The following is a 17,615-nucleotide window of genomic DNA, read 5'->3' on the forward strand; positions in this document are numbered from 1 at the left end:
TGAAGGCGCGCCGCCGGGTGACCGGCGGCGCGCCTTCGTGCCGTCAGGCGGGGTCCTCGCGGTCAGGGGGCAGGGTGCGATCGGGGAGCGGGGTGCGGTCAAGGGGCGGGGTGCGGTCGGAGTCGTCCCGGTCGGAGGCGGTTCCCTCGCGCAATGCCGCCCGCAGCGCCTCCCAGCGAGCGGCGCGGGCGTCCGGGTCCCAGACGGGTGAGGTTACGGCGGCGGCGGACTCGTAGGCGTACGGGTCGAGGGCGTCGTACGGGGCGTCCACGGGGTCGCCGTGGTCCCCGGTGGTGTCGGGCACGGGGCCCGGAGCGGCCCCGGCGGCGGCCGTGGCGGTTCCGCCGGCCTCGGGAGGGGTGGTGCCGGTGACCGCCTCGGGGGTGTGGGGGCCGGGGGCGCCGACCGTGGCGGGTGAGGAGCCGACCGGGATCGCCGGCGCGGCCGCGGTGCCCCTCGCACCCGGGAACCACGCGGGGAGCCGGGTGCGGGCCCCGGGCGCCCGGAGCCCGCCCGACGGGTCACCGGAAGCCACGGCGCCTCCCCCGCTCGTCTTCGCCCGGCGCCGGAACAGCCGGGCCGCCGACGACCGCTTCCGGCCTCCGGCCCCGCCGCCCTGGGGCTCCCCCTGCGCCCCGCCCTGCCCGGCGCCCCTGGCCACCGGCACCGCGGACCGCCTCGCCCGAGCGGCCCTCTCGGCCTCCTCCGCTCTCCTGCGGGCGCGCATCCGCCACCACCGCGCGGCCAGCGCCACCGGCATCCCCACCGCGCCCACCCAGGCCCCCGCCGCGCCGCCGGCCTGCCACCACACCGGTCCGAACGCGGTCAGCGAGGCGACGCCGAGGCGCCCTCCCGCGAGAAGGGCGAGGAGAGCGAAAGCCGCGGCGGAGAGGAGGGCCGCGAGGAAGGCCGCGACGCCCGTGCGCACCGCGGACCAGGGCGCCGGCCGGGCGGCGGCGGCCCGCGCCGCGATGAACCAGCCGACCGTCACCCCCGCGGCGAGCGGCACCGCCCCCACGGCCCAGTACACCGGCGTGCCCCCGCCCGCCGGGACGGCCGCGAGCAGGGGGAACGGGGGCAGGAGAACGGCCGGAGCGGCGGCTTCCAGCGGGCCGGTGGGGTGTCCGGCGCCCAGCAGGAAGCCGGGGCCGAGGGCATAGGCAGCCGCCCACAGCGCCGCGTTCGGGACGAGGGCGAGGCAGAGCAGCAGAACGGCGAACCGCCCGGAGAGCCCTTCGGTGAGCTGGAGGAAGGAGTCGCGGGTCGCACCGCCGTGCCACACGAGGGAGACGGCCACCAGCAGCGCGCCACCGCCGCCGAGCACGAGAACGCCCGCCCCGGCGGCACGTGAGGCGGCCGCCGCGAGCTGCAGCCGGTCCGCCGTCCCGGGGGCGCCGCCGAGGAGCGCGGGCAGCGGCGGCCGGGGGCACCCGCGCGCCGTCCACACCCCCGTGCCCGCCGCGAGCGCCGCGAGCAGCGGTACGCACAGCGCGGCCCACCACCACGACGGCCGCAGCACTCCGCCCGAGGCGTAGAGGGTGACCACCGCGCCGACGGTCGTGTAGCCGATGACCAGACCGGCCCACGTCGCACGGGCGCTCACCCCGGAACCGTCGCCCGCGTGGTCGCGGGCCGATCGGTGCAGCAGGACCACCGGCAGGGCGAGCAGGAAGAGGGGGACGAGACCGACGGGCGCGGGGCCGCCGGAGAGTGTGTCGGTGCGGACGAGTTCCACGCCGTGGGAGAGCAGCCACAGCGCCGCCGCCACGTGCAGCGCCCCGCCGGGCCCGCTGTCGGGGTACGGCGAACTGATCCACAGCACGGTCACGAGGGCCACGAACGCCCCCAGGCCGAGCCCCGCCGCCAGCGCCCCGCCGAGCACCCCGGCGACGAGCCTGGACGACCGTCGGCGCGCCCGCCTGAGCAGCGGCGACAGCGGCGACCGGGGCGAGGACGCGTACAGGGACGGGGCGGAGGCCACGGGCCTCATCGGCACCCCGGACGCCGTGGCGGGTGCCGACGGGTCGTTCGGATCGGTCGCGTGTGTCACGTCGGCCATGCTCCCAACGACACGCGCTTTACGGGTGTAACGGGGTATTTGTGCACGTGTCGCTCAATATGTGCTTATGTGTTTTTTCGTACGCAGATCGGTCCAACGGAGGTCGCTTCCGGGGGAGGCGATCCGGTGACCCGGCCCGGGACCAGGACGCCCGGCGGGCCGCCCGGCCGGGACGGAACCGAGTGGTACCAGCAGCAGCCGCTCGGCACGGGCGACGCCGCTCCCGACGCCGGCCTCCCGGCGCCGGACCCACCGCGCCTGACACCCGGCCAGGCCTTCGACGCGCTCTACGCGTACTGCGCCCCCGCCCTCGTACAGCAGACCTATCTGCTCACCGGGCAGCGGCGGCTCGCGCGCGAGGCGGTGGAGCGCGCCTTCCAGCTCGCCTGGCACCGCTGGCCGGAGGTGGCCGTGGACCGCGACCCCGCGGGCTGGGTGCGGGCGGCGGCCCACGAGTACGCCCTCTCCCCCTGGCACCGGCTGCGCCCCCGCTCCCGGCAGCACCTCGAACCGCCGCCGGCCGACCCCACCGACCGCGCTCTGCTGAGCGCGCTGCTCGACCTGCCGCCCCCGTACCGCCGCACCCTGCTCCTCTACGACGGCGTCGGGCTCGACCTGCCCGACACCGCCGCCGAGACGGAGTCGAGCACACCCGCCGCGGCGGGCCGGCTGCTCTACGCCCGCGCGAGGGTCACGGAGCGGCTCCCGAAGCCGGTGGCGGCCGACGACCTCGGCCGCCTCCTGGCCGAACTCCCCTCCGGCGTCCGTCCGGGCCCCGTCCGGCCCCCCGCGATCCGGGCCCGGGCCGACCTGCGCGCCCGTCGCTGGATCCACGCCGCCATCGCCTTCACCACGCTGCTCCTCACCACCACCGCCCTCACGCTGCACACGGCCCCCGACCACTACGAGGCCCCCGTTCCCCCGGGCGTCCCGGTGCAGGGTGTCCCGCCGCGAGCGGCCCCCGGCCCTCTCTCCGCCCCTGAGCAGAAGCTGCGGGCCAAGCTCCGGGCGGACAGCGCCGCCGGACCGGAACGGCTGCATCCGGAGGCCCACTGAGCCGCAGACGTCTTGAGCCGGGGGCGTCCTGAGCCGCAGACGTCTTGAGCCGGGGGCGCACGCGTGGCGTCGGTAGCCCCCGGGAACGCCTGCGGGCCCGCACCCCCGGAGGAGGGGTGCGGGCCCGCGAAGGCTCGGCCGAGCCGAAGGTCAGCCGCCGAGGATCTCGCGCGCGAGCTTCGCCGTCTCGGTGGGCGTCTTGCCCACCTTGACGCCGGCGGCCTCCAGGGCCTCCTTCTTCGCGGCGGCCGTACCGGAGGAGCCGGAGACGATGGCGCCGGCGTGGCCCATCGTCTTGCCCTCGGGCGCGGTGAAGCCGGCGACGTAACCGACGACGGGCTTCTTCACGTTCGCCTTGATGTAGTCGGCGGCACGCTCCTCCGCGTCGCCACCGATCTCACCGATCATCACGATGAGGTCGGTGTCGGGGTCGGCCTCGAACGCGGCGAGCGCGTCGATGTGCGTCGTACCGATGACCGGGTCGCCACCGATGCCGACGGCCGAGGAGAAGCCGATGTCACGGAGTTCGTACATCATCTGGTACGTCAGCGTGCCGGACTTCGAGACCAGACCGATGCGGCCCGGCTTGGTGATGTCACCGGGGATGATGCCGGCGTTCGACTGGCCGGGGGTGATCAGACCCGGGCAGTTCGGGCCGATGATCCGGGTCTTGTTGCCCTTGGACCCGGCGTACGCGTAGAACGCGGCCGAGTCGTGGACGGCGATGCCCTCGGTGATGACGACCGCGAGCGGGATCTCGGCGTCGATGGCCTCGACGACGGCGGCCTTGGCGAAGGCCGGCGGCACGAAGAGGACGGACACGTTGGCGCCCGTCTTCTCGATCGCCTCGGCGACGGTGCCGAAGACCGGGATCTCGGTGCCGTCGACGTCGACGGTCGTGCCCGCCTTGCGGGGGTTCACGCCACCGACGATGTTCGTGCCGTCGGCCAGCATGAGCTTGGTGTGCTTCATGCCCGTGGCACCGGTCATGCCCTGGACGATGACCTTGGATTCCTTGTTGAGGAAGATAGCCATGGCTGTTCTGTCCCTCGTCCCTTACTTCGCGGCCGCGAGCTCGGCGGCCTTGTCGGCCGCGCCGTCCATGGTGTCCACGCGCTGGACCAGCGGGTGGTTGGCGTCGGAGAGGATCTTGCGACCCAGCTCGGCGTTGTTGCCGTCCAGACGGACGACGAGGGGCTTGGTGACTTCCTCGCCCTTGTCCTTGAGCAGCTGCAGGGCCTGGACGATGCCGTTGGCGACCTCGTCACAGGCGGTGATGCCACCGAAGACGTTGACGAACACGGACTTGACGTCCGGGTCGCCCAGGATGATCTCCAGGCCGTTCGCCATGACGGCGGCGGAGGCGCCACCGCCGATGTCGAGGAAGTTGGCGGGCTTGACGCCACCGTGGTTCTCACCGGCGTACGCGACGACGTCCAGGGTGCTCATGACGAGACCCGCGCCGTTGCCGATGATGCCGACCTCACCGTCGAGCTTGACGTAGTTGAGGTTCTTCTCCTTGGCCGCGGCCTCCAGGGGGTTCGCGGCCGCGTGGTCGACGAGCTCCTCGTGGTCGGGGTGGCGGAAGTCCGCGTTCTCGTCCAGGGAGACCTTGCCGTCGAGGGCGATGACGTCGCCGGAGGCGACCTTCGCCAGCGGGTTGACCTCGACGAGGAGGGCGTCCTCCTCGATGAAGGTCTTCCACAGCGTCACGAGGACGTCGGCGACCTTGTCGGCCACCTCGGCCGGGAAGTTCGCGGCCTCGACGATCTCGCGGGCCTTCGCGGGGGTCACACCCTCGTTGGCGTCGATCGGCGTCTTGGCGACGGCCTCGGGGCGGGTGGCCGCCACCTCCTCGATCTCCATGCCGCCCTCGACGGAGGCGATGGAGAGGAAGGTGCGGTTGGTGCGGTCGAGGAGGTACGAGACGTAGTACTCCTCGACGATCTCCGGAGCGGTCTCGGCGATCATCACCTTGTGGACCGTGTGGCCCTTGATGTCCATGCCGAGGATGTTGGTCGCGTGCTCGACCGCCTCGTCGGCGGTCGCCGCGAGCTTCACGCCGCCGGCCTTGCCGCGGCCGCCGACCTTCACCTGGGCCTTGACCACGGACTTGCCACCCAGACGCTCGGTGGCTGCGCGAGCCGCCTCAGGCGTGTCGATGACTTCACCGGCCAGCACCGGTACATCGTGCTTGGCGAAGAGGTCCCTCGCCTGGTACTCGAACAGGTCCACGCGCGTCCGTCCCTATCAGTGAGCTAGCGGTTCGTTGGATGCGTGGGCGTGCCGCGAAGGGCAACGTGACGTCCGCCGTGAGTCACAAGGGAGGCGCACACGGTGTCCGAGCGCGCGGCATGTCCGTCTCGCAGGTTATCGCTGCTTCCGGGAGGCCCCTAAATCGCGGGTCACACCTGAGCGGTGATACCTGTCACATGATGCCGCGCTCACTGGCACCCCGTGCCGCGTATGCGGGACCTCACCGGACGGGGGTACGTCCGGTGAGGTCCCTACGAGGCCCTTCACTCGTGTTCGAAGGGCCCCCGGCGGTTGATCTCCTCCCCGATCGGAGACCGTCCGCCACCGTCCCCGACTCCCGCCCGGACCGGGCCGACGGCTTTCGGCCGTCCGGGTGCGAGCCGTGGGTCGGCTGTCTGGGGCCGCCCCCGAAACCGCGGCTACGGGGGCGGGGCGAGGGTCATGTCCCGGGGCGGCGCGGGGGTGTCTCGGCCGGTGCCGGGGCCGCGCCGCGGAGGCGTCGGCCGTGGAGCCGGGGCTCCGCGCGAGAGGGGACGACAGACCGGCGCAGGGCAGGACCGGTGCTAGCCGGGACCGGTCCTAGCCGGGGAACTCGGGGACGTCCCGGTGCCGGTCCCGGACGCCGTCCGGGGCGTCGGTCACGGGAGCGCCGGGTACGACGCCCAGCGGCGCCCGGTCGAGCGAGGTGAGGGTGGACGCCTCCATGTGGCGGGGCCCGCCGTTGTCCACGGCGGAGCGTCCGCCGAGGACGCCGGTCACCGGACCGCCGGGACTCCATCGCGCAGACACCCGCACGAGCGAATCGTCCCCGGCACCGGCACCAGCACCGGCGTCGCGGAGAAGAGCCGACACGACCGTCGCGCCGCCGACCACACCCTTCGGCCCGAACGCGACGGAGGGGGCGACGGCAGCCCGTTCGCCACCGCTTCCGCCGCTCCCGCCGCTCCCGTCGTCATCGTCGACGGCCGGGCCGCGGCTGCCGGCCACCGCCCGGTCCGGCTCCCGCGGCGTCACCGCCACAGGCGGAGCCTCCGCCGGCAGCGTCGTCCCCGCGGACGGCTCCGGGAGCCCCGGCACCTCGGGCAGCGACGGCGTGCCGCCCGCCGGGGGAAGCTGCGGCACCACCCCGGCCGTCACTCCGGTGACCGTCTCGACGAGGTCATCCACCAGCACCGGCACGCTCGCGGTGACGGGCCGTAACACGGGAGGGACGACCGGCGGTACGACCTGCTCGGTCACCGGCCGCAGTACCGGACCGGTCCGCCCGGTGCCGGGAGCGACCCGGTCGGTGGCGGCAGTGGGGACGGCGGCCGAAAGGGAGGACACGGCCGACGTCCCCTCGTCCGCCGCGCTCGCCCGCGCGCCGCACAGGACGCCCAGCGCGAACAGCCCGCCCACCAGCAGCCCCACCCGCACCGCACGACGCCCGGCCGCCCCGCGCGTCACGCGCAGGACGGCACCGGCACCGGGGAGCGGGGCTGCTGCGGTCAAGACGGGGAGGACCCTCCCGTGCGACGGAACGGCGGAGTACGGGGTGAAAGCGCATGAGATGCGAACGCCCGTGTGAAGGCTGTGAAGCGCCGCCGATCCTCGCACGGGACTCCCGCCGTCGCGCAAGCCCCCTGTCACCGACGCAGGGTCATGTCCGCTTTTCAACCTCCCTTGTCCGGTTATCGACTACCGCGTCGGTCACGGCCCACCCGTCTCCGTCCGGTCGTCCGTCCGCGGTCTCCTTCACGCACGGTCCGGGATCGGCAACGGCCGCTTCTCGATCGCCGCCGCCATCACCTCCGGGAAGAGGTCGGGCGTGCAGGCGAACGCGGGTGCGCCGAGCGCCGCGAGGGACGCCGCGTGGTCGCGGTCGTAGGCCGGCGTTCCCTCGTCGGAGAGGGCGAGCAGGGTCACGAACTGCACCCCCGACGCCTTCATCGCCGCCACCCGCTTCAGCATCTCGTCGCGTATCCCGCCCTCGTAGAGGTCGCTGATGAGCACGACCACGGTGTCTGCGGGCCGGGTGATGCGCGACTGGCAGTACGCGAGCGCCCTGTTGATGTCCGTGCCACCCCCGAGCTGGGTGCCGAACAGGACGTCGACCGGATCGTCGAGTTGGTCGGTGAGGTCGACGACCGCCGTGTCGAAGACGACGAGCCGGGTGCTGAGGGACCGCATGGACGCCAGCACCGCCCCGAACACCGACGCGTGGACGACCGAGGCCGCCATCGACCCGGACTGGTCGATGCAGAGGACGACCTCCTTCTTCACCGACCGCGAGGCCCGCCCGTAGCCGATGAGCCGCTCGGGCACGACCGTCCGGTGGTCCGGCAGGTAGTTCTTGAGGTTGGCGGCGATCGTGCGGTTCCAGTCGATGTCGTGGTGGCGCGGCCGGTTGACGCGGGCACTGCGGTCGAGGGCGCCGGTGAGCGTGGCCCGGGTCCGGGTCGCGAGCCGCTTCTCCAGGTCCTCGACGACCTTCCGTACGACGGCCCGCGCGGTCTCCCTGGTCGTCTCGGGCATGGCCTTGTTGAGGGAGAGCAGGGTGCCGACGAGGTGGACGTCCGCCTCCACCGCCTCCAGCATCTCCGGCTCCAGCAGCAGCGCGGCCAGCCCCAGCCGGTCGATGGCGTCCCGCTGCATGACCTGGACGACCGAGGAGGGGAAGTACGTCCGGATGTCCCCCAGCCACCGCGCCACGGACGGCGCCGACGCCCCGAGCCCCGCCGAACGGTCCTGCCCCGCGCGCGGCTTGTCCCCCTTCCCGTACAGCGCGGACAGCGCCTGGTCCATCGCCGCGTCGCGCCCGCCGAGCGTGTGCCCGGTGCCGTCCGCCGCCTCCCCGCCGAGCACGAGCCGCCAGCGCCGCAGCCGTTCGTCGGCCGCGTCCGTCGCCGCCTGGTCCTCCGGCCGCGCTTCCGCCCGGTGCTCCGTCTGTTCCTCCGCCCGTGCCTCCGCCCCTGCCTCCGTCGGCGTCCGCGCCCCGGTCGTCATGGGCGCACCCCCGCCCCGGGCCGGGCCCAGAGCGGCATCACCGTGACGGTCGCCGGACGCCTGCCCGGACGCGTTCCCTGTCCACGCCCGTTCCCGTCTCCGGTGTCCCTCGCTCCGTCCATCGGGCCGTCGCCCCGCCCGGGCTCGCGCAGTCGTTCGGTCGTCATCCCGCCACCCCCACCAGGTCGTCTTCCGTGGTCGCCCGGCCGTCGTCACCGTCGAGACCGAGCAGCAGCCGCAGCACCGGCAGCACCGCGTCCGCCCTGCCGCTGTCCAGGTCGTCGGCGAAGCCGGGTACGCCGCCGCCGGCCGCCGCGCTCGCCCGCCGCCCCGGTCCGCGCCGCACCTGCTCGCCGAGCGTGCGGCGCACCCCCGGCTCGTACGCCGAGAACGTCCGCCGCAGCAACGGCAGTACGTCCGTGAACGCGTCCGCCGGTACCCCGGTGAGCCAGGCGTCCACCAGGGCGAGGAGCCGTTCGTCGTGCACGAGCAGCATTCCGCCGCCGGAGCCGCCGCCGACGAAGCCCTCGATCCACGCCGCCGCATCCGCCGGGGCCGTCCCCGGCGACAGCACGAGCCCCATGAGCCGCGCCGCCTCGTCCTGCGCCAACTCGCCGTCGTCCAGCAGCAGTCGTACGGCGCGCCCGCGGATCGCACCCGGCACCGTGTCCCGTCCGGAGAGGACGTGGAGCACCGCGTGCCAGCGGCCCCGTATCCCGGTCCCGGTCGCGCTCGTGCTGGCGTCGTCCGCCGTCGCGGCGACCGCCGGGGCGGCTTCGCCGAGCAGGCCCACCGCCCCGTGCACGGCGTCGACATGACGGCGCATCTCCTGTGCCGCCTCGGTGTCGAGCGCGGCGCACGCGGGCGGCAGACCGACGAAGACCCGCTCGGCGAGCCCGGCGGCGACCTCGGCCAGCGCCCGGGTGTCGGTGGCGCGGACGTCGCCGTAGCGCAGCGAGCGGACGAGGGCCGGGAGCGCCTGGGCGAGCCGGCCGACGTCGGCGTCGAGGGCGGCACGGTCGGCGAGCACGCGCATCACGACGGGCAGGGCGTCGGGGAGTCCGGCGAGGAGACAGCGCTCGGCGAGGCCGGTGATGCCGGCGAGCGACCCGGCCGCGACGGCGTCCGCCTCGGCCTTGGCGGTCGTCGCCGCGAGCACGGTGGTCCCCCAGACTCCGGCCTCGGCGACGCGCACGGACAGCTCGGGCTCCCAGCGCAGCCGCCAGGTCTCCCGGAACGTGCCCGTGCTGCCGCGCGAGGTCGTCGGCTCCCCCCACTCGACGCCGAGCAGCCGCAGCCGGTGCAGCAGACGGCTGCGCTCGGCGTCGTTCTCCTTGCGCAGGTCGAGCTCCACCTCCCGCTCCAGCGCCTCCGGCTTGAGCCGCAGCCCGCGCTGGAGCCGGGTGAGGTCCCGCTGCAGCGGCACCGCAGGGGCCGTGTCGGGCACCTCCCCGAGGACGTCGCCGACCACCAGCCGGTCCGCCACCAGCGACAGCGGTACGTCCGATCCGTCGCACATCACCGCCCGTACGGCGTCGGTGGTCTCGGTGAGGCCCGGCAGTGGGCGGCCGCGCATCGCGGCGAGCGTCTCGGCCAGCCGTACCGCCTCGATGACGTGGGCGGAGGACACGATCCGGTCCTCCGCGCGCAGCAGCCCCGCCACCCTGGTGAGCCATCGCTCCACGGGGCGGTCGGGTGCGGCGAACAGATGCCCGTACCAGCCCGGGGAGTCGATTCCCGCCCCGTAGCCGCCGGCGCGGGCCAGTCGCCGGTTCGTCCACGGCACCCAGGTCATGTCGGCCCTGACCCTGGGCAGGCCCTTCAAGGCGGCCCGGTCGGCGGCCACGGTCCGCTTCTCCCGCAGTGCGGGCACGTGCCAGGCACCGCACACCACGGCCACGCCGTCGTCCCCGAACTCCGCCCGCGCGGCGCGCAGTTGCAGGCGCATGTACGCCTCGCGCACCGGATCACGGTCGCGCCCCGCGCTGCCGTACACCTCCCGCAGCGCCCCCATGGCCTCCTCCAGCACGGCGAACGGGGCGAACACGTCCCCGCCCGTCCCCCGGTGCTCGACGACGTCCTCCCACCATCGCTCGGCGTCGTCGTACCCGGCGGCCTCGGCGAGTGCGGCGAGCGGATCACCCCGCAGGGCCTCGTCCGGCTCGGCGGGCGGCCCGTCCGGAGCGGCTACCTCCGGTTCCCCTCTCTCCCAGGCCAGCGTGTGTGCGGCCGGGAGGTCGATGAAGCGGGCCGGGACACCGTGGTCCAGGGCCCAGCGCAGGGCGACCCACTCCGGGGAGAACTCGGCGAAGGGCCAGAAGGAGGAGCGGCCCGGCTCGTCGACGGCGTGGGCGAGGAGCGCGACCGGGGGCCGCATGTCCTCGTCGGCCGCGAGCGGAACGAGCGCATCCGCCTCCGGCGGCCCCTCGATCAGCACGACCTCGGGCCGAGCCGCGTCCAGCGCCGCCCGCACGGCCCGTGCCGATCCCGGCCCGTGATGCCGCACGCCGAGCAGCAGCGGCCCGGCCCCCCGCACCCCGCCCGCTCCCCGGGCCCGCACCTCCTCCTGTCCCGTCACGCGCTCACCTCGCGGCACGCGCGGTAGAAGTCGGTCCAGCCGTCGCGCTCGCGGACGACCGCCTCCAGGTACTCCTGCCAGACGACCCGGTCGGCGGCCGGGTCACGGACGACGGCGCCGAGGATGCCGGCGGCCACGTCGGAGGGGCGCAGGACGCCGTCGCCGAAGTGGGCGGCGAGGGCGAGGCCGCCGGTGACGACGGAGATCGCCTCGGCGGTGGACAGCGTGCCGCTGGGCGACTTCAGCTTCGTCCGGCCGTCCGTCGTGATGCCGTCGCGCAGCTCGCGGAAGACCGTGACGACGCGGCGGATCTCGTCGACGCCGTCGGGCACGGCCGGCAGGTCCAGGGAGCGGCCGATCTGGTCGACGCGGCGCGAGACGATGTCGACCTCGGCGTCGGCGCTCTCCGGCAGCGGCAGCACCACGGTGTTGAAACGGCGGCGCAGCGCGCTCGACAGGTCGTTCACCCCGCGGTCGCGGTCGTTGGCCGTGGCGATGAGGTTGAAACCCCGGACGGCCTGCACCTCCTGCCCCAGCTCCGGTATCGGCAGCGTCTTCTCGGACAGGATCGTGATCAGGGTGTCCTGGACGTCGGCCGGGATGCGGGTCAGCTCCTCGACGCGGGCCGTCATGCCCTCCGCCATGGCCCGCATGACGGGGCTGGGCACGAGGGCGTCGCGGCTCGGGCCGTGGGCGAGCAGCTGCGCGTAGTTCCAGCCGTAGCGGATCGCCTCCTCCGGGGTGCCGGCCGTGCCCTGCACGAGCAGCGTGGAGTCGCCGCTGACGGCGGCCGCCAGGTGTTCGGAGACCCAGGTCTTGGCCGTACCGGGCACGCCGAGCAGGAGCAGGGCGCGGTCGGTGGCGAGCGTGGTGACCGCGACCTCGACGATGCGGCGGGGGCCGACGTACTTCGGTGTGATCACTGTGCCGTCGGGGAGCGTCCCGCCGAGCAGATAGGTGGCCACGGCCCACGGGGAGAGCTTCCAGCGGGCCGGCCGGGGCCGGTCGTCGTGGGCGGCCAGCGCAGTCAGTTCCTCGGCGAAGGCGTGCTCGGCGTGCGCCCGCAGCACCTCACCGCCCGTGCGCGTGTTCGCGGGCGCGGACTGGTTGCGGCTCGGGTCGACAGTGGTCGTTCCAATGGACGCAGGCATGGCTGAGTCCCCCTCCAGCTCGGCCGGTTCGGATCTGCTGACCACACTGCACCACGCCACTGACAATCCAGTCTGACCTGCGGAAATTGGATCGCGCAAGCCAATTGTCAGTGGTGGGATCTACCTTCGGAACATGACTCAGCAGGGGGTGCGCTGGACGGCTGAGCAGGTGCTGGCATTGGCACCTGACGCAGCGTCGCGCAAAGCCGGAAGCAAACTCGCCGCGGCAGGGCCGTGGTCGGGTACTGGCAGTTCGGACGAGGGGACGGTGTGGGGACTGTGCAAAGGAAGTGGCAGCAAGCCGTATCAGACGATCATCGACGTGGCGGACTCCGCGGGGCCCGCGTACAAGTGCGGTTGTCCGAGCAGGAAGTTCCCGTGCAAGCATGCGCTGGGGCTGCTCCTGCTCTGGGCGGGCGACGCCGCCGCGGTGCCGTCCGGACAGGCGCCGGACTGGGCGCAGCAGTGGCTGTCCGGCCGCCGTACGCGCACAGCGGCGAGGACGACGAGGACGGGCGCGGCATCTGGGGCCACGTCCGCTGACCCCGAGGCGGCGCGCCGCCGGGCCGAGCGGCGCGCCGACCGTGTCACCGCGGGCGCGACGGAGCTCGAACAGCGACTGACCGACCTGTTCCGCGGCGGCCTGGCCGCCGCGGAACAGGCGGGGTACGGGCTGTGGGAGGAGACGGCGGCCCGCATGGTCGACGCCCAGGCTCCGGGACTGGCCGCACGCGTGCGGGAGTTGGGCGCCGTACCGGGCTCAGGCCCCGGCTGGCCGGCCCGTCTGCTGGAGGAGTGCGCTCTGCTGCACCTTCTCGACCAGGGCTGGCTGCGCCGCGATGCTCTGCCGAAGGGTCTCGCGGCCACGGTCGGCTCCCGGATCGGTCTGACCGGCTCGCCGGACGGCCCGCCGGTCCACGACCGCTGGCTCGTCCTCGCCCAGTACGACACGTCCGACGCCCACGCCTCCCTGACCACCCGTCGCATCTGGTTGCACGGCCTCGGGTCGGGCCGTACGGCGCTGCTGCTCTCCTACGGGGCCGCCGGCCGCGCCCCCGAGCTGTCGCTGCCGGTCGGGCTGGCCTTCGAGGCGGAGGTGTCGGCGTACCCGGGTGCCGGTCAGCTGCGGGCGGCCCTGGGCGAGCGTTTCACCGCGCCCGAACCCTCCGCCGCACGTCCCCCGGGGATCACTCCGTCCGAGGCGGCGGCCCGCTACGGCGCGGCCCTGCGGGACGATCCCTGGCTGGACTCCGTCCCGGTCACCCTCGGTCGCGTGGTCCCCGTCCCGGACGGCGACCGCTGGCAACTGGCGGACGCCGACGGCGATCTCGCCCTCCCCCTCACCTCCTCCGCCCGCTCCCGCCCCGGTCTGTGGCGTCTGCTGTCCCTCTCCGGCGGACTGCCCGTGACGGTCTTCGGCGAGTGCGGCCACCGGGGCTTCACCCCGCTGACGGCGTGGGCGGAGGCCGAGGGCGCGCGCCAGGCGGCCGGACCGGCGGTGACGCTGTGCTGAGCGAAGGCGGGAGCGGCGGCGATGGTGGCGGGCAGTGGTGCGCGGCGGACGGAAGGAACCTCATGAGCAGCGCGTCAGACGCCTCGGCGCGGCCCACATGGGAGGAGCTGGTCACGTCCGCCCTGCTCGGGACGGACCGCCGTACGCCGGCCGGGCCCGCGACGGGGCGCGCCGCGCCCGTGGCGTTGCTGGACGCGGCGGCCGTGGAGACCGTGCGGCGCCGGGCGGGGATACGGCCGGTGCGGGCGGCGGCCGGGCCGGCGCCGGTGGCACCGGACGAGCGGCCGCCGCTGCCGCCCGCCGCGGCGCGAAGGCTGGCCACGCTGCTGGCCGACCGGCCCGGCACCGGTGGCGGACGCCGGGGCACCGCGCCCGACCTGATGGAACTGCTGCCCCAGTGGCTGGCCTCGGCCAACGCGCACGGCTACGCGGCGCCGCCGCAGTCCCTGCCCGCGCTGCTGGACGCGGCGCGCGGCCGTACCGATCTGCGTCCCGCCGTCCTCGCCTTCGCGGGCGAGCGGGCGTTGTGGCTGGCCCGGCTGAACAAGGAGTGGCGTTTCGCGCTGCGCGCCGCACCCGGCGGCGGTGCGGCCCTGCCCGGCCCGGACGAGCCCGAGCGGGTCCGGCGCCTGTGGCGGGAGGGCCTGTTCGCGGAGCGCGTCGCCCTGCTCACGGCGATACGGGCCGAGGACGCCGCCTCGGCCCGCGCGATGCTGTCGGGCACGTGGTCGACGGAGCGGGCCGAGGACCGGCTCCTGTTCCTCGACACGCTGCGCACGGGGCTGGAGGCGGCGGACGAGCCCTTCCTGGAGGCCGCGTTGGCCGACCGCAGCCGCAATGTGCGGGCCACGGCCGCGGAGTTGCTGTCCGCCCTGCCCGGCTCCGCGCTCGCGGGGCGGATGGCGAGACGGGCGACCGCGTGTGTGTCCGTCGACCACACGGGCGGCACGACGGCGACCGCCGGAACCACCGTGCTCGCGGTCGAGGCCCCGCACGAGTGCGATCCCGGTATGGAACGGGACGGCGTGGTGGCCAAGGCTCCGGCCGGGCGAGGTGAACGGTCGTGGTGGCTGGGCCAGTTGGTGGAGGCGACACCGCTCGGGGCGTGGTCACGGCGGTTCGGGGGGCGTACACCGGCGGAGATCGTGGCACTGCCGGTCGCGGACGGCTGGCAGGGCGAGGTGCACGGGGCGTGGTGCCGGGCGGCGGTGCGACAGCGGGATCCCGCCTGGTCGCGGGCGTTGCTGGGATCGCCCTCCACACCGGAGGCCGGCGGGCCGGGAGCGTTGTCGCTGGCCGAGCGGGCGAAGCTGCTGGCGACGCTGGAAAGCGGGGAACGGGCCGAGTGGGTGGCGGGGTTCATCGCCACGCACGGTCTGTCGGAGGCGTTCCAGCTGCTCGGGGTGTGCGCGGTGCCGTGGGCTCCCCCGCTGGGGCGGGCGGTGGTGGACGCGCTCAACATCGCTCGGGACGCGGGGAGTTACCCATGGAGCTTCAGTGGTGTGATGGGGCTGGCCGAGCGGTGCCTGGATCCGGCGGAGGCGGTGCGGCTCCAGCCGCTCACCGCGACGCCGGAGGATGCGGAGGACGCGGCGCCGGGAGCGGGCGGGTACTGGGCGGAGGCGTTCCAGCGGCTCGCGACGACGTTGCGGCTGCGGGCGACGATGCGGGGTGAGCTGGCGGGGACGGACGGCGTCTGAGGGCCGGCCCGGACCGTCCTTCTCGGCGGCGTGCGGGTACCGGCGCGGCCCCTCCCTAAGTCCCCGTCGATTGCCGCGCGTTCGCCCGTACCCACTCCACGATCGACGCCGTCGTCGCCCCGGGCGTGAAGATCTCGGCGACTCCCTTGTCCTTGAGGGGCGCGATGTCCGCCTCGGGGATGATGCCACCGCCGAAGACGAGGATGTCCTCGGCGTCGCGCTCCTTCAACAGGTCGATGACGGCCGCGAAGAGCGTGTTGTGGGCGCCGGAGAGGATGGAGAGGCCGATCGCGTCGGCGTCCTCCTGGATCGCGGTGTCGACGATCTGTTCGGGAGTCTGGTGGAGGCCGGTGTAGATGACCTCCATGCCGGCGTCGCGCAGCGCCCGCGCGATCACCTTGGCTCCCCGGTCGTGGCCGTCGAGCCCCGGCTTGGCGACGACCACGCGGATCGGACCGGCTGCCACACCCATCACTGCCTCCATGAAACGACTGAACCAACCCGTAACAGAACACAGCTACCCATGTCGCGCGAACCGCGCAGAACCGCTCACATCAGGCATCGGTTTCATAAGACACCTACCCGCACCGCGGTTCCCCGGAAGGGAACGCACGTTGACTCCAGCATCCCGTAACCGGCAGTTTCGCGGTCCTGGGCGAGGGGGACATCACACGATGGGACACGTTCGCCGCGCACTGCTCCCGGTTTCCGCGGCTCACGCGTCGCGGGGACCGAGGTGATCACGGAGGTGATCGCGGCATCCGGGCTGCGCCCGGGCCGCACGCCACAGGCTCCCGCGGCGTGCGCGCCACGGGGTAGCGTGCGCACCAGAAGAGTCGTCGGAAGGACGCCGTACCGCCCCACTGCCGCGAAGAGTCACGGTGACGGGACGGACCGGCACCGGCAGACGGCGGAGGACAGGGCAGCGGGGGATCGGGAGCGCCGGACCCCGCCGCGTGATCGGCGCCTCAGGCATCGCACACGCACCGCACGTCACGCGCGCCACACGCATCGCGTCACGCCGCCCCGCACCCGCCACCCGCCGCTCCCGTCCGCGACCCTTCACTAGGGCACACGGGGGGACACAGACGTCCGCCCGTCTGCCGACGGGAGGTCGCATGAAGGTCACCAGGGCGGTCACGCCCCTTCTTCCGCTCTGCGAGCGACTGCTGCCCACGAGCCTCGCGGGCCTCTCCGTGGCACTGCTCAAGGCGACCGCACTGGAACTGGCGATCCTGGCCGGTCACCTGCTGCTCTATCCGTCCGGCATGACCCAGGAGCGCCGGACCGCCCCCGAGATCCCCGCGGCGGACACCCCCAGGCTCCCCACCGAGGAGCGGCCCCCGGTCGTCCTGCTGCACGGGTTCATCGACAACCGCTCGGTCTTCGTCCTGCTGCGCCGCGCCCTCGCCCAGCACGGCGGCCGGCACCTCGAATCGCTCAACTACTCCCCCCTCACCCGTGACATCCGCACCGCCGCCGAACTGCTCGGCCGGCACATCGAGGAGGTCTGCGAGCGCACGGGCCAGGACCGGGTGGACATCGTCGGACACAGCCTCGGCGGACTGATAGCGCGGTACTACGTGCAGCGGCTCGGCGGCGACCTCCGCGTCCGTACGCTCGTCACGCTCGGCACCCCGCACGGCGGGACCCTGGCCGTGCCGCTGGCGGACGCGCACCCCATCGTCCGCCAGATGCGGCCCGGTTCGGCGGTGCTGGAGGAACTGCGGGAGCCCGCTCCCGGCTGCCGTACGCATTTCGTGGCGTTCTGGAGCGATCTGGACCATGTGATGGTCCCGCTGGAGACCGCCGGTATCGACCACCCCGACCTGGTGGCACGGAACATCCGGGTCACCGGCATCGGACACCTCGCGCTGCCCGTGCACCCCACCGTCGTCGGCGAGATACGGCAGGCGCTGGACGACCCGTCGACCGGCGTCCGCAGCACCGCCCGCCCGGGCGGCCTGACCGTCGCGTGAGCCCGCTGCCGCCGAGAGCGGCATGGTGACGCTCGCCACACGGCGGCAGAACAGGGAGGTAAGGCGGTAAACCCGGCGCACATCCACGCGCCCCCACCATGCGCCCGATCCGCGCCACTCCTTCCGACGGCGAGAACGCGCCCCACCTCCGGCCCGCCGTCACCCCGAGAAACGCCTCGACCCCGGCGGCACGGGCGTCCCGTCACCCCCACACGACGACCGACTATCGAACAGCTCTCGAACGCAAGGCCAAGGTCGTCCCCACTGACCGCCGAAAGACGCTCGAATGCCCGTTTCCTGCGCGCACGAAACCCGTTGAAGATTGTCGCGCCCGCATA

General features: G+C 74.3%; 12 protein-coding genes. 4 read left to right on the forward strand and 8 right to left on the reverse strand.

The window, feature by feature from the left end; all coding sequences use genetic code 11:
• Window positions 1–43: 43 nt before the first annotated feature.
• Complete coding sequence (locus tag PYR72_RS19240; protein WP_275456486.1) at window positions 44–2,059, reverse strand: DUF6350 family protein; 2,016 nt, start codon at window positions 2,057–2,059, stop codon at window positions 44–46.
• 126 nt (window positions 2,060–2,185) lie between these two features.
• On the opposite strand from PYR72_RS19240, the gene PYR72_RS19245 reads away from it, so the two are divergent.
• Complete coding sequence (locus tag PYR72_RS19245) at window positions 2,186–3,115, forward strand: RNA polymerase subunit sigma-70 (protein WP_275456487.1); 930 nt, start codon at window positions 2,186–2,188, stop codon at window positions 3,113–3,115.
• A 150-nt stretch (window positions 3,116–3,265) separates the two neighbouring features.
• Here PYR72_RS19245 and sucD read toward each other — a convergent pair whose 3' ends face one another.
• From sucD to PYR72_RS19275, 6 genes are all read right to left on the reverse strand, one after another.
• Window positions 3,266–4,150, reverse strand: a complete 885-nt coding sequence (sucD, locus tag PYR72_RS19250; RefSeq protein WP_046915897.1) for a succinate--CoA ligase subunit alpha — start codon at window positions 4,148–4,150, stop codon at window positions 3,266–3,268.
• 21 nt (window positions 4,151–4,171) lie between these two features.
• Window positions 4,172–5,350 (reverse strand): ADP-forming succinate--CoA ligase subunit beta, encoded by a 1,179-nt coding sequence (sucC, locus tag PYR72_RS19255; RefSeq protein ID WP_275456488.1) that lies wholly within the window; start codon window positions 5,348–5,350, stop codon window positions 4,172–4,174.
• A 600-nt stretch (window positions 5,351–5,950) separates the two neighbouring features.
• Window positions 5,951–6,862 (reverse strand): hypothetical protein, encoded by a 912-nt coding sequence (locus tag PYR72_RS19260; RefSeq protein ID WP_275456489.1) that lies wholly within the window; start codon window positions 6,860–6,862, stop codon window positions 5,951–5,953.
• A 243-nt stretch (window positions 6,863–7,105) separates the two neighbouring features.
• The gene (locus tag PYR72_RS19265) at window positions 7,106–8,356 is read right to left on the reverse strand and encodes a VWA domain-containing protein (protein ID WP_275456490.1); all 1,251 of its coding nucleotides are present in this window, start codon (window positions 8,354–8,356) and stop codon (window positions 7,106–7,108) included.
• Window positions 8,357–8,519: 163 nt separating this feature from the next.
• A complete protein-coding gene (locus PYR72_RS19270) occupies window positions 8,520–10,934 on the reverse strand; it encodes a DUF5682 family protein (protein WP_275456491.1) in 2,415 nt (804 codons plus the stop codon).
• Window positions 10,931–12,085 carry an AAA family ATPase gene (locus PYR72_RS19275; RefSeq protein ID WP_275456492.1) on the reverse strand — a complete coding sequence of 385 codons (1,155 nt, stop codon included), beginning with the start codon at window positions 12,083–12,085 and terminating at the stop codon, window positions 10,931–10,933. Before PYR72_RS19275 ends, PYR72_RS19270 begins: the two co-directional genes overlap by 4 nt.
• A 133-nt stretch (window positions 12,086–12,218) precedes the next feature.
• On the opposite strand from PYR72_RS19275, the gene PYR72_RS19280 reads away from it, so the two are divergent.
• Both PYR72_RS19280 and PYR72_RS19285 read left to right on the forward strand, forming a co-directional pair.
• Window positions 12,219–13,598 (forward strand): SWIM zinc finger family protein, encoded by a 1,380-nt coding sequence (locus PYR72_RS19280; RefSeq protein WP_275456493.1) that lies wholly within the window; start codon window positions 12,219–12,221, stop codon window positions 13,596–13,598.
• Window positions 13,599–13,660: 62 nt separating this feature from the next.
• Window positions 13,661–15,298 (forward strand): DUF5691 domain-containing protein, encoded by a 1,638-nt coding sequence (locus PYR72_RS19285; protein WP_275456494.1) that lies wholly within the window; start codon window positions 13,661–13,663, stop codon window positions 15,296–15,298.
• A 55-nt stretch (window positions 15,299–15,353) separates the two neighbouring features.
• On the opposite strand, the gene PYR72_RS19290 is transcribed toward PYR72_RS19285, so the two are convergent.
• Window positions 15,354–15,770, reverse strand: coding sequence for a cobalamin B12-binding domain-containing protein (locus PYR72_RS19290; protein ID WP_275456495.1), 417 nt, complete (start codon window positions 15,768–15,770; stop codon window positions 15,354–15,356).
• Between the two features lie 646 nt (window positions 15,771–16,416).
• Between PYR72_RS19290 and PYR72_RS19295 the strand changes: the two genes are divergently transcribed.
• A complete protein-coding gene (locus PYR72_RS19295; protein WP_275456496.1) occupies window positions 16,417–17,277 on the forward strand; it encodes an alpha/beta fold hydrolase in 861 nt (286 codons plus the stop codon).
• The last annotated feature ends 338 nt before the right edge of the window (window positions 17,278–17,615 follow it).

The sequence above is a fragment of the Streptomyces sp. VNUA24 genome (assembly GCF_029167005.1).
GTDB classification, from domain to species: Bacteria; Actinomycetota; Actinomycetes; order Streptomycetales; family Streptomycetaceae; genus Streptomyces; species Streptomyces scabiei.

Bases quoted from the DNA above. Each gene is read 5' to 3' on its own strand.
- PYR72_RS19240 (WP_275456486.1), bottom strand. From the start codon at position 2,059: ATGGCCGACGTGACACACGCGACCGATCCGAACGACCCGTCGGCACCC.
- sucD (WP_046915897.1), bottom strand. From the start codon at position 4,150: ATGGCTATCTTCCTCAACAAGGAATCCAAGGTCATCGTCCAGGGCATG.
- PYR72_RS19265 (WP_275456490.1), bottom strand. From the start codon at position 8,356: ATGACGACCGGGGCGCGGACGCCGACGGAGGCAGGGGCGGAGGCACGG.
- PYR72_RS19275 (WP_275456492.1), bottom strand. From the start codon at position 12,085: ATGCCTGCGTCCATTGGAACGACCACTGTCGACCCGAGCCGCAACCAG.
- PYR72_RS19280 (WP_275456493.1), top strand. From the start codon at position 12,219: ATGACTCAGCAGGGGGTGCGCTGGACGGCTGAGCAGGTGCTGGCATTG.
- PYR72_RS19285 (WP_275456494.1), top strand. From the start codon at position 13,661: ATGAGCAGCGCGTCAGACGCCTCGGCGCGGCCCACATGGGAGGAGCTG.
- PYR72_RS19290 (WP_275456495.1), bottom strand. From the start codon at position 15,770: ATGGGTGTGGCAGCCGGTCCGATCCGCGTGGTCGTCGCCAAGCCGGGG.
- PYR72_RS19295 (WP_275456496.1), top strand. From the start codon at position 16,417: ATGAAGGTCACCAGGGCGGTCACGCCCCTTCTTCCGCTCTGCGAGCGA.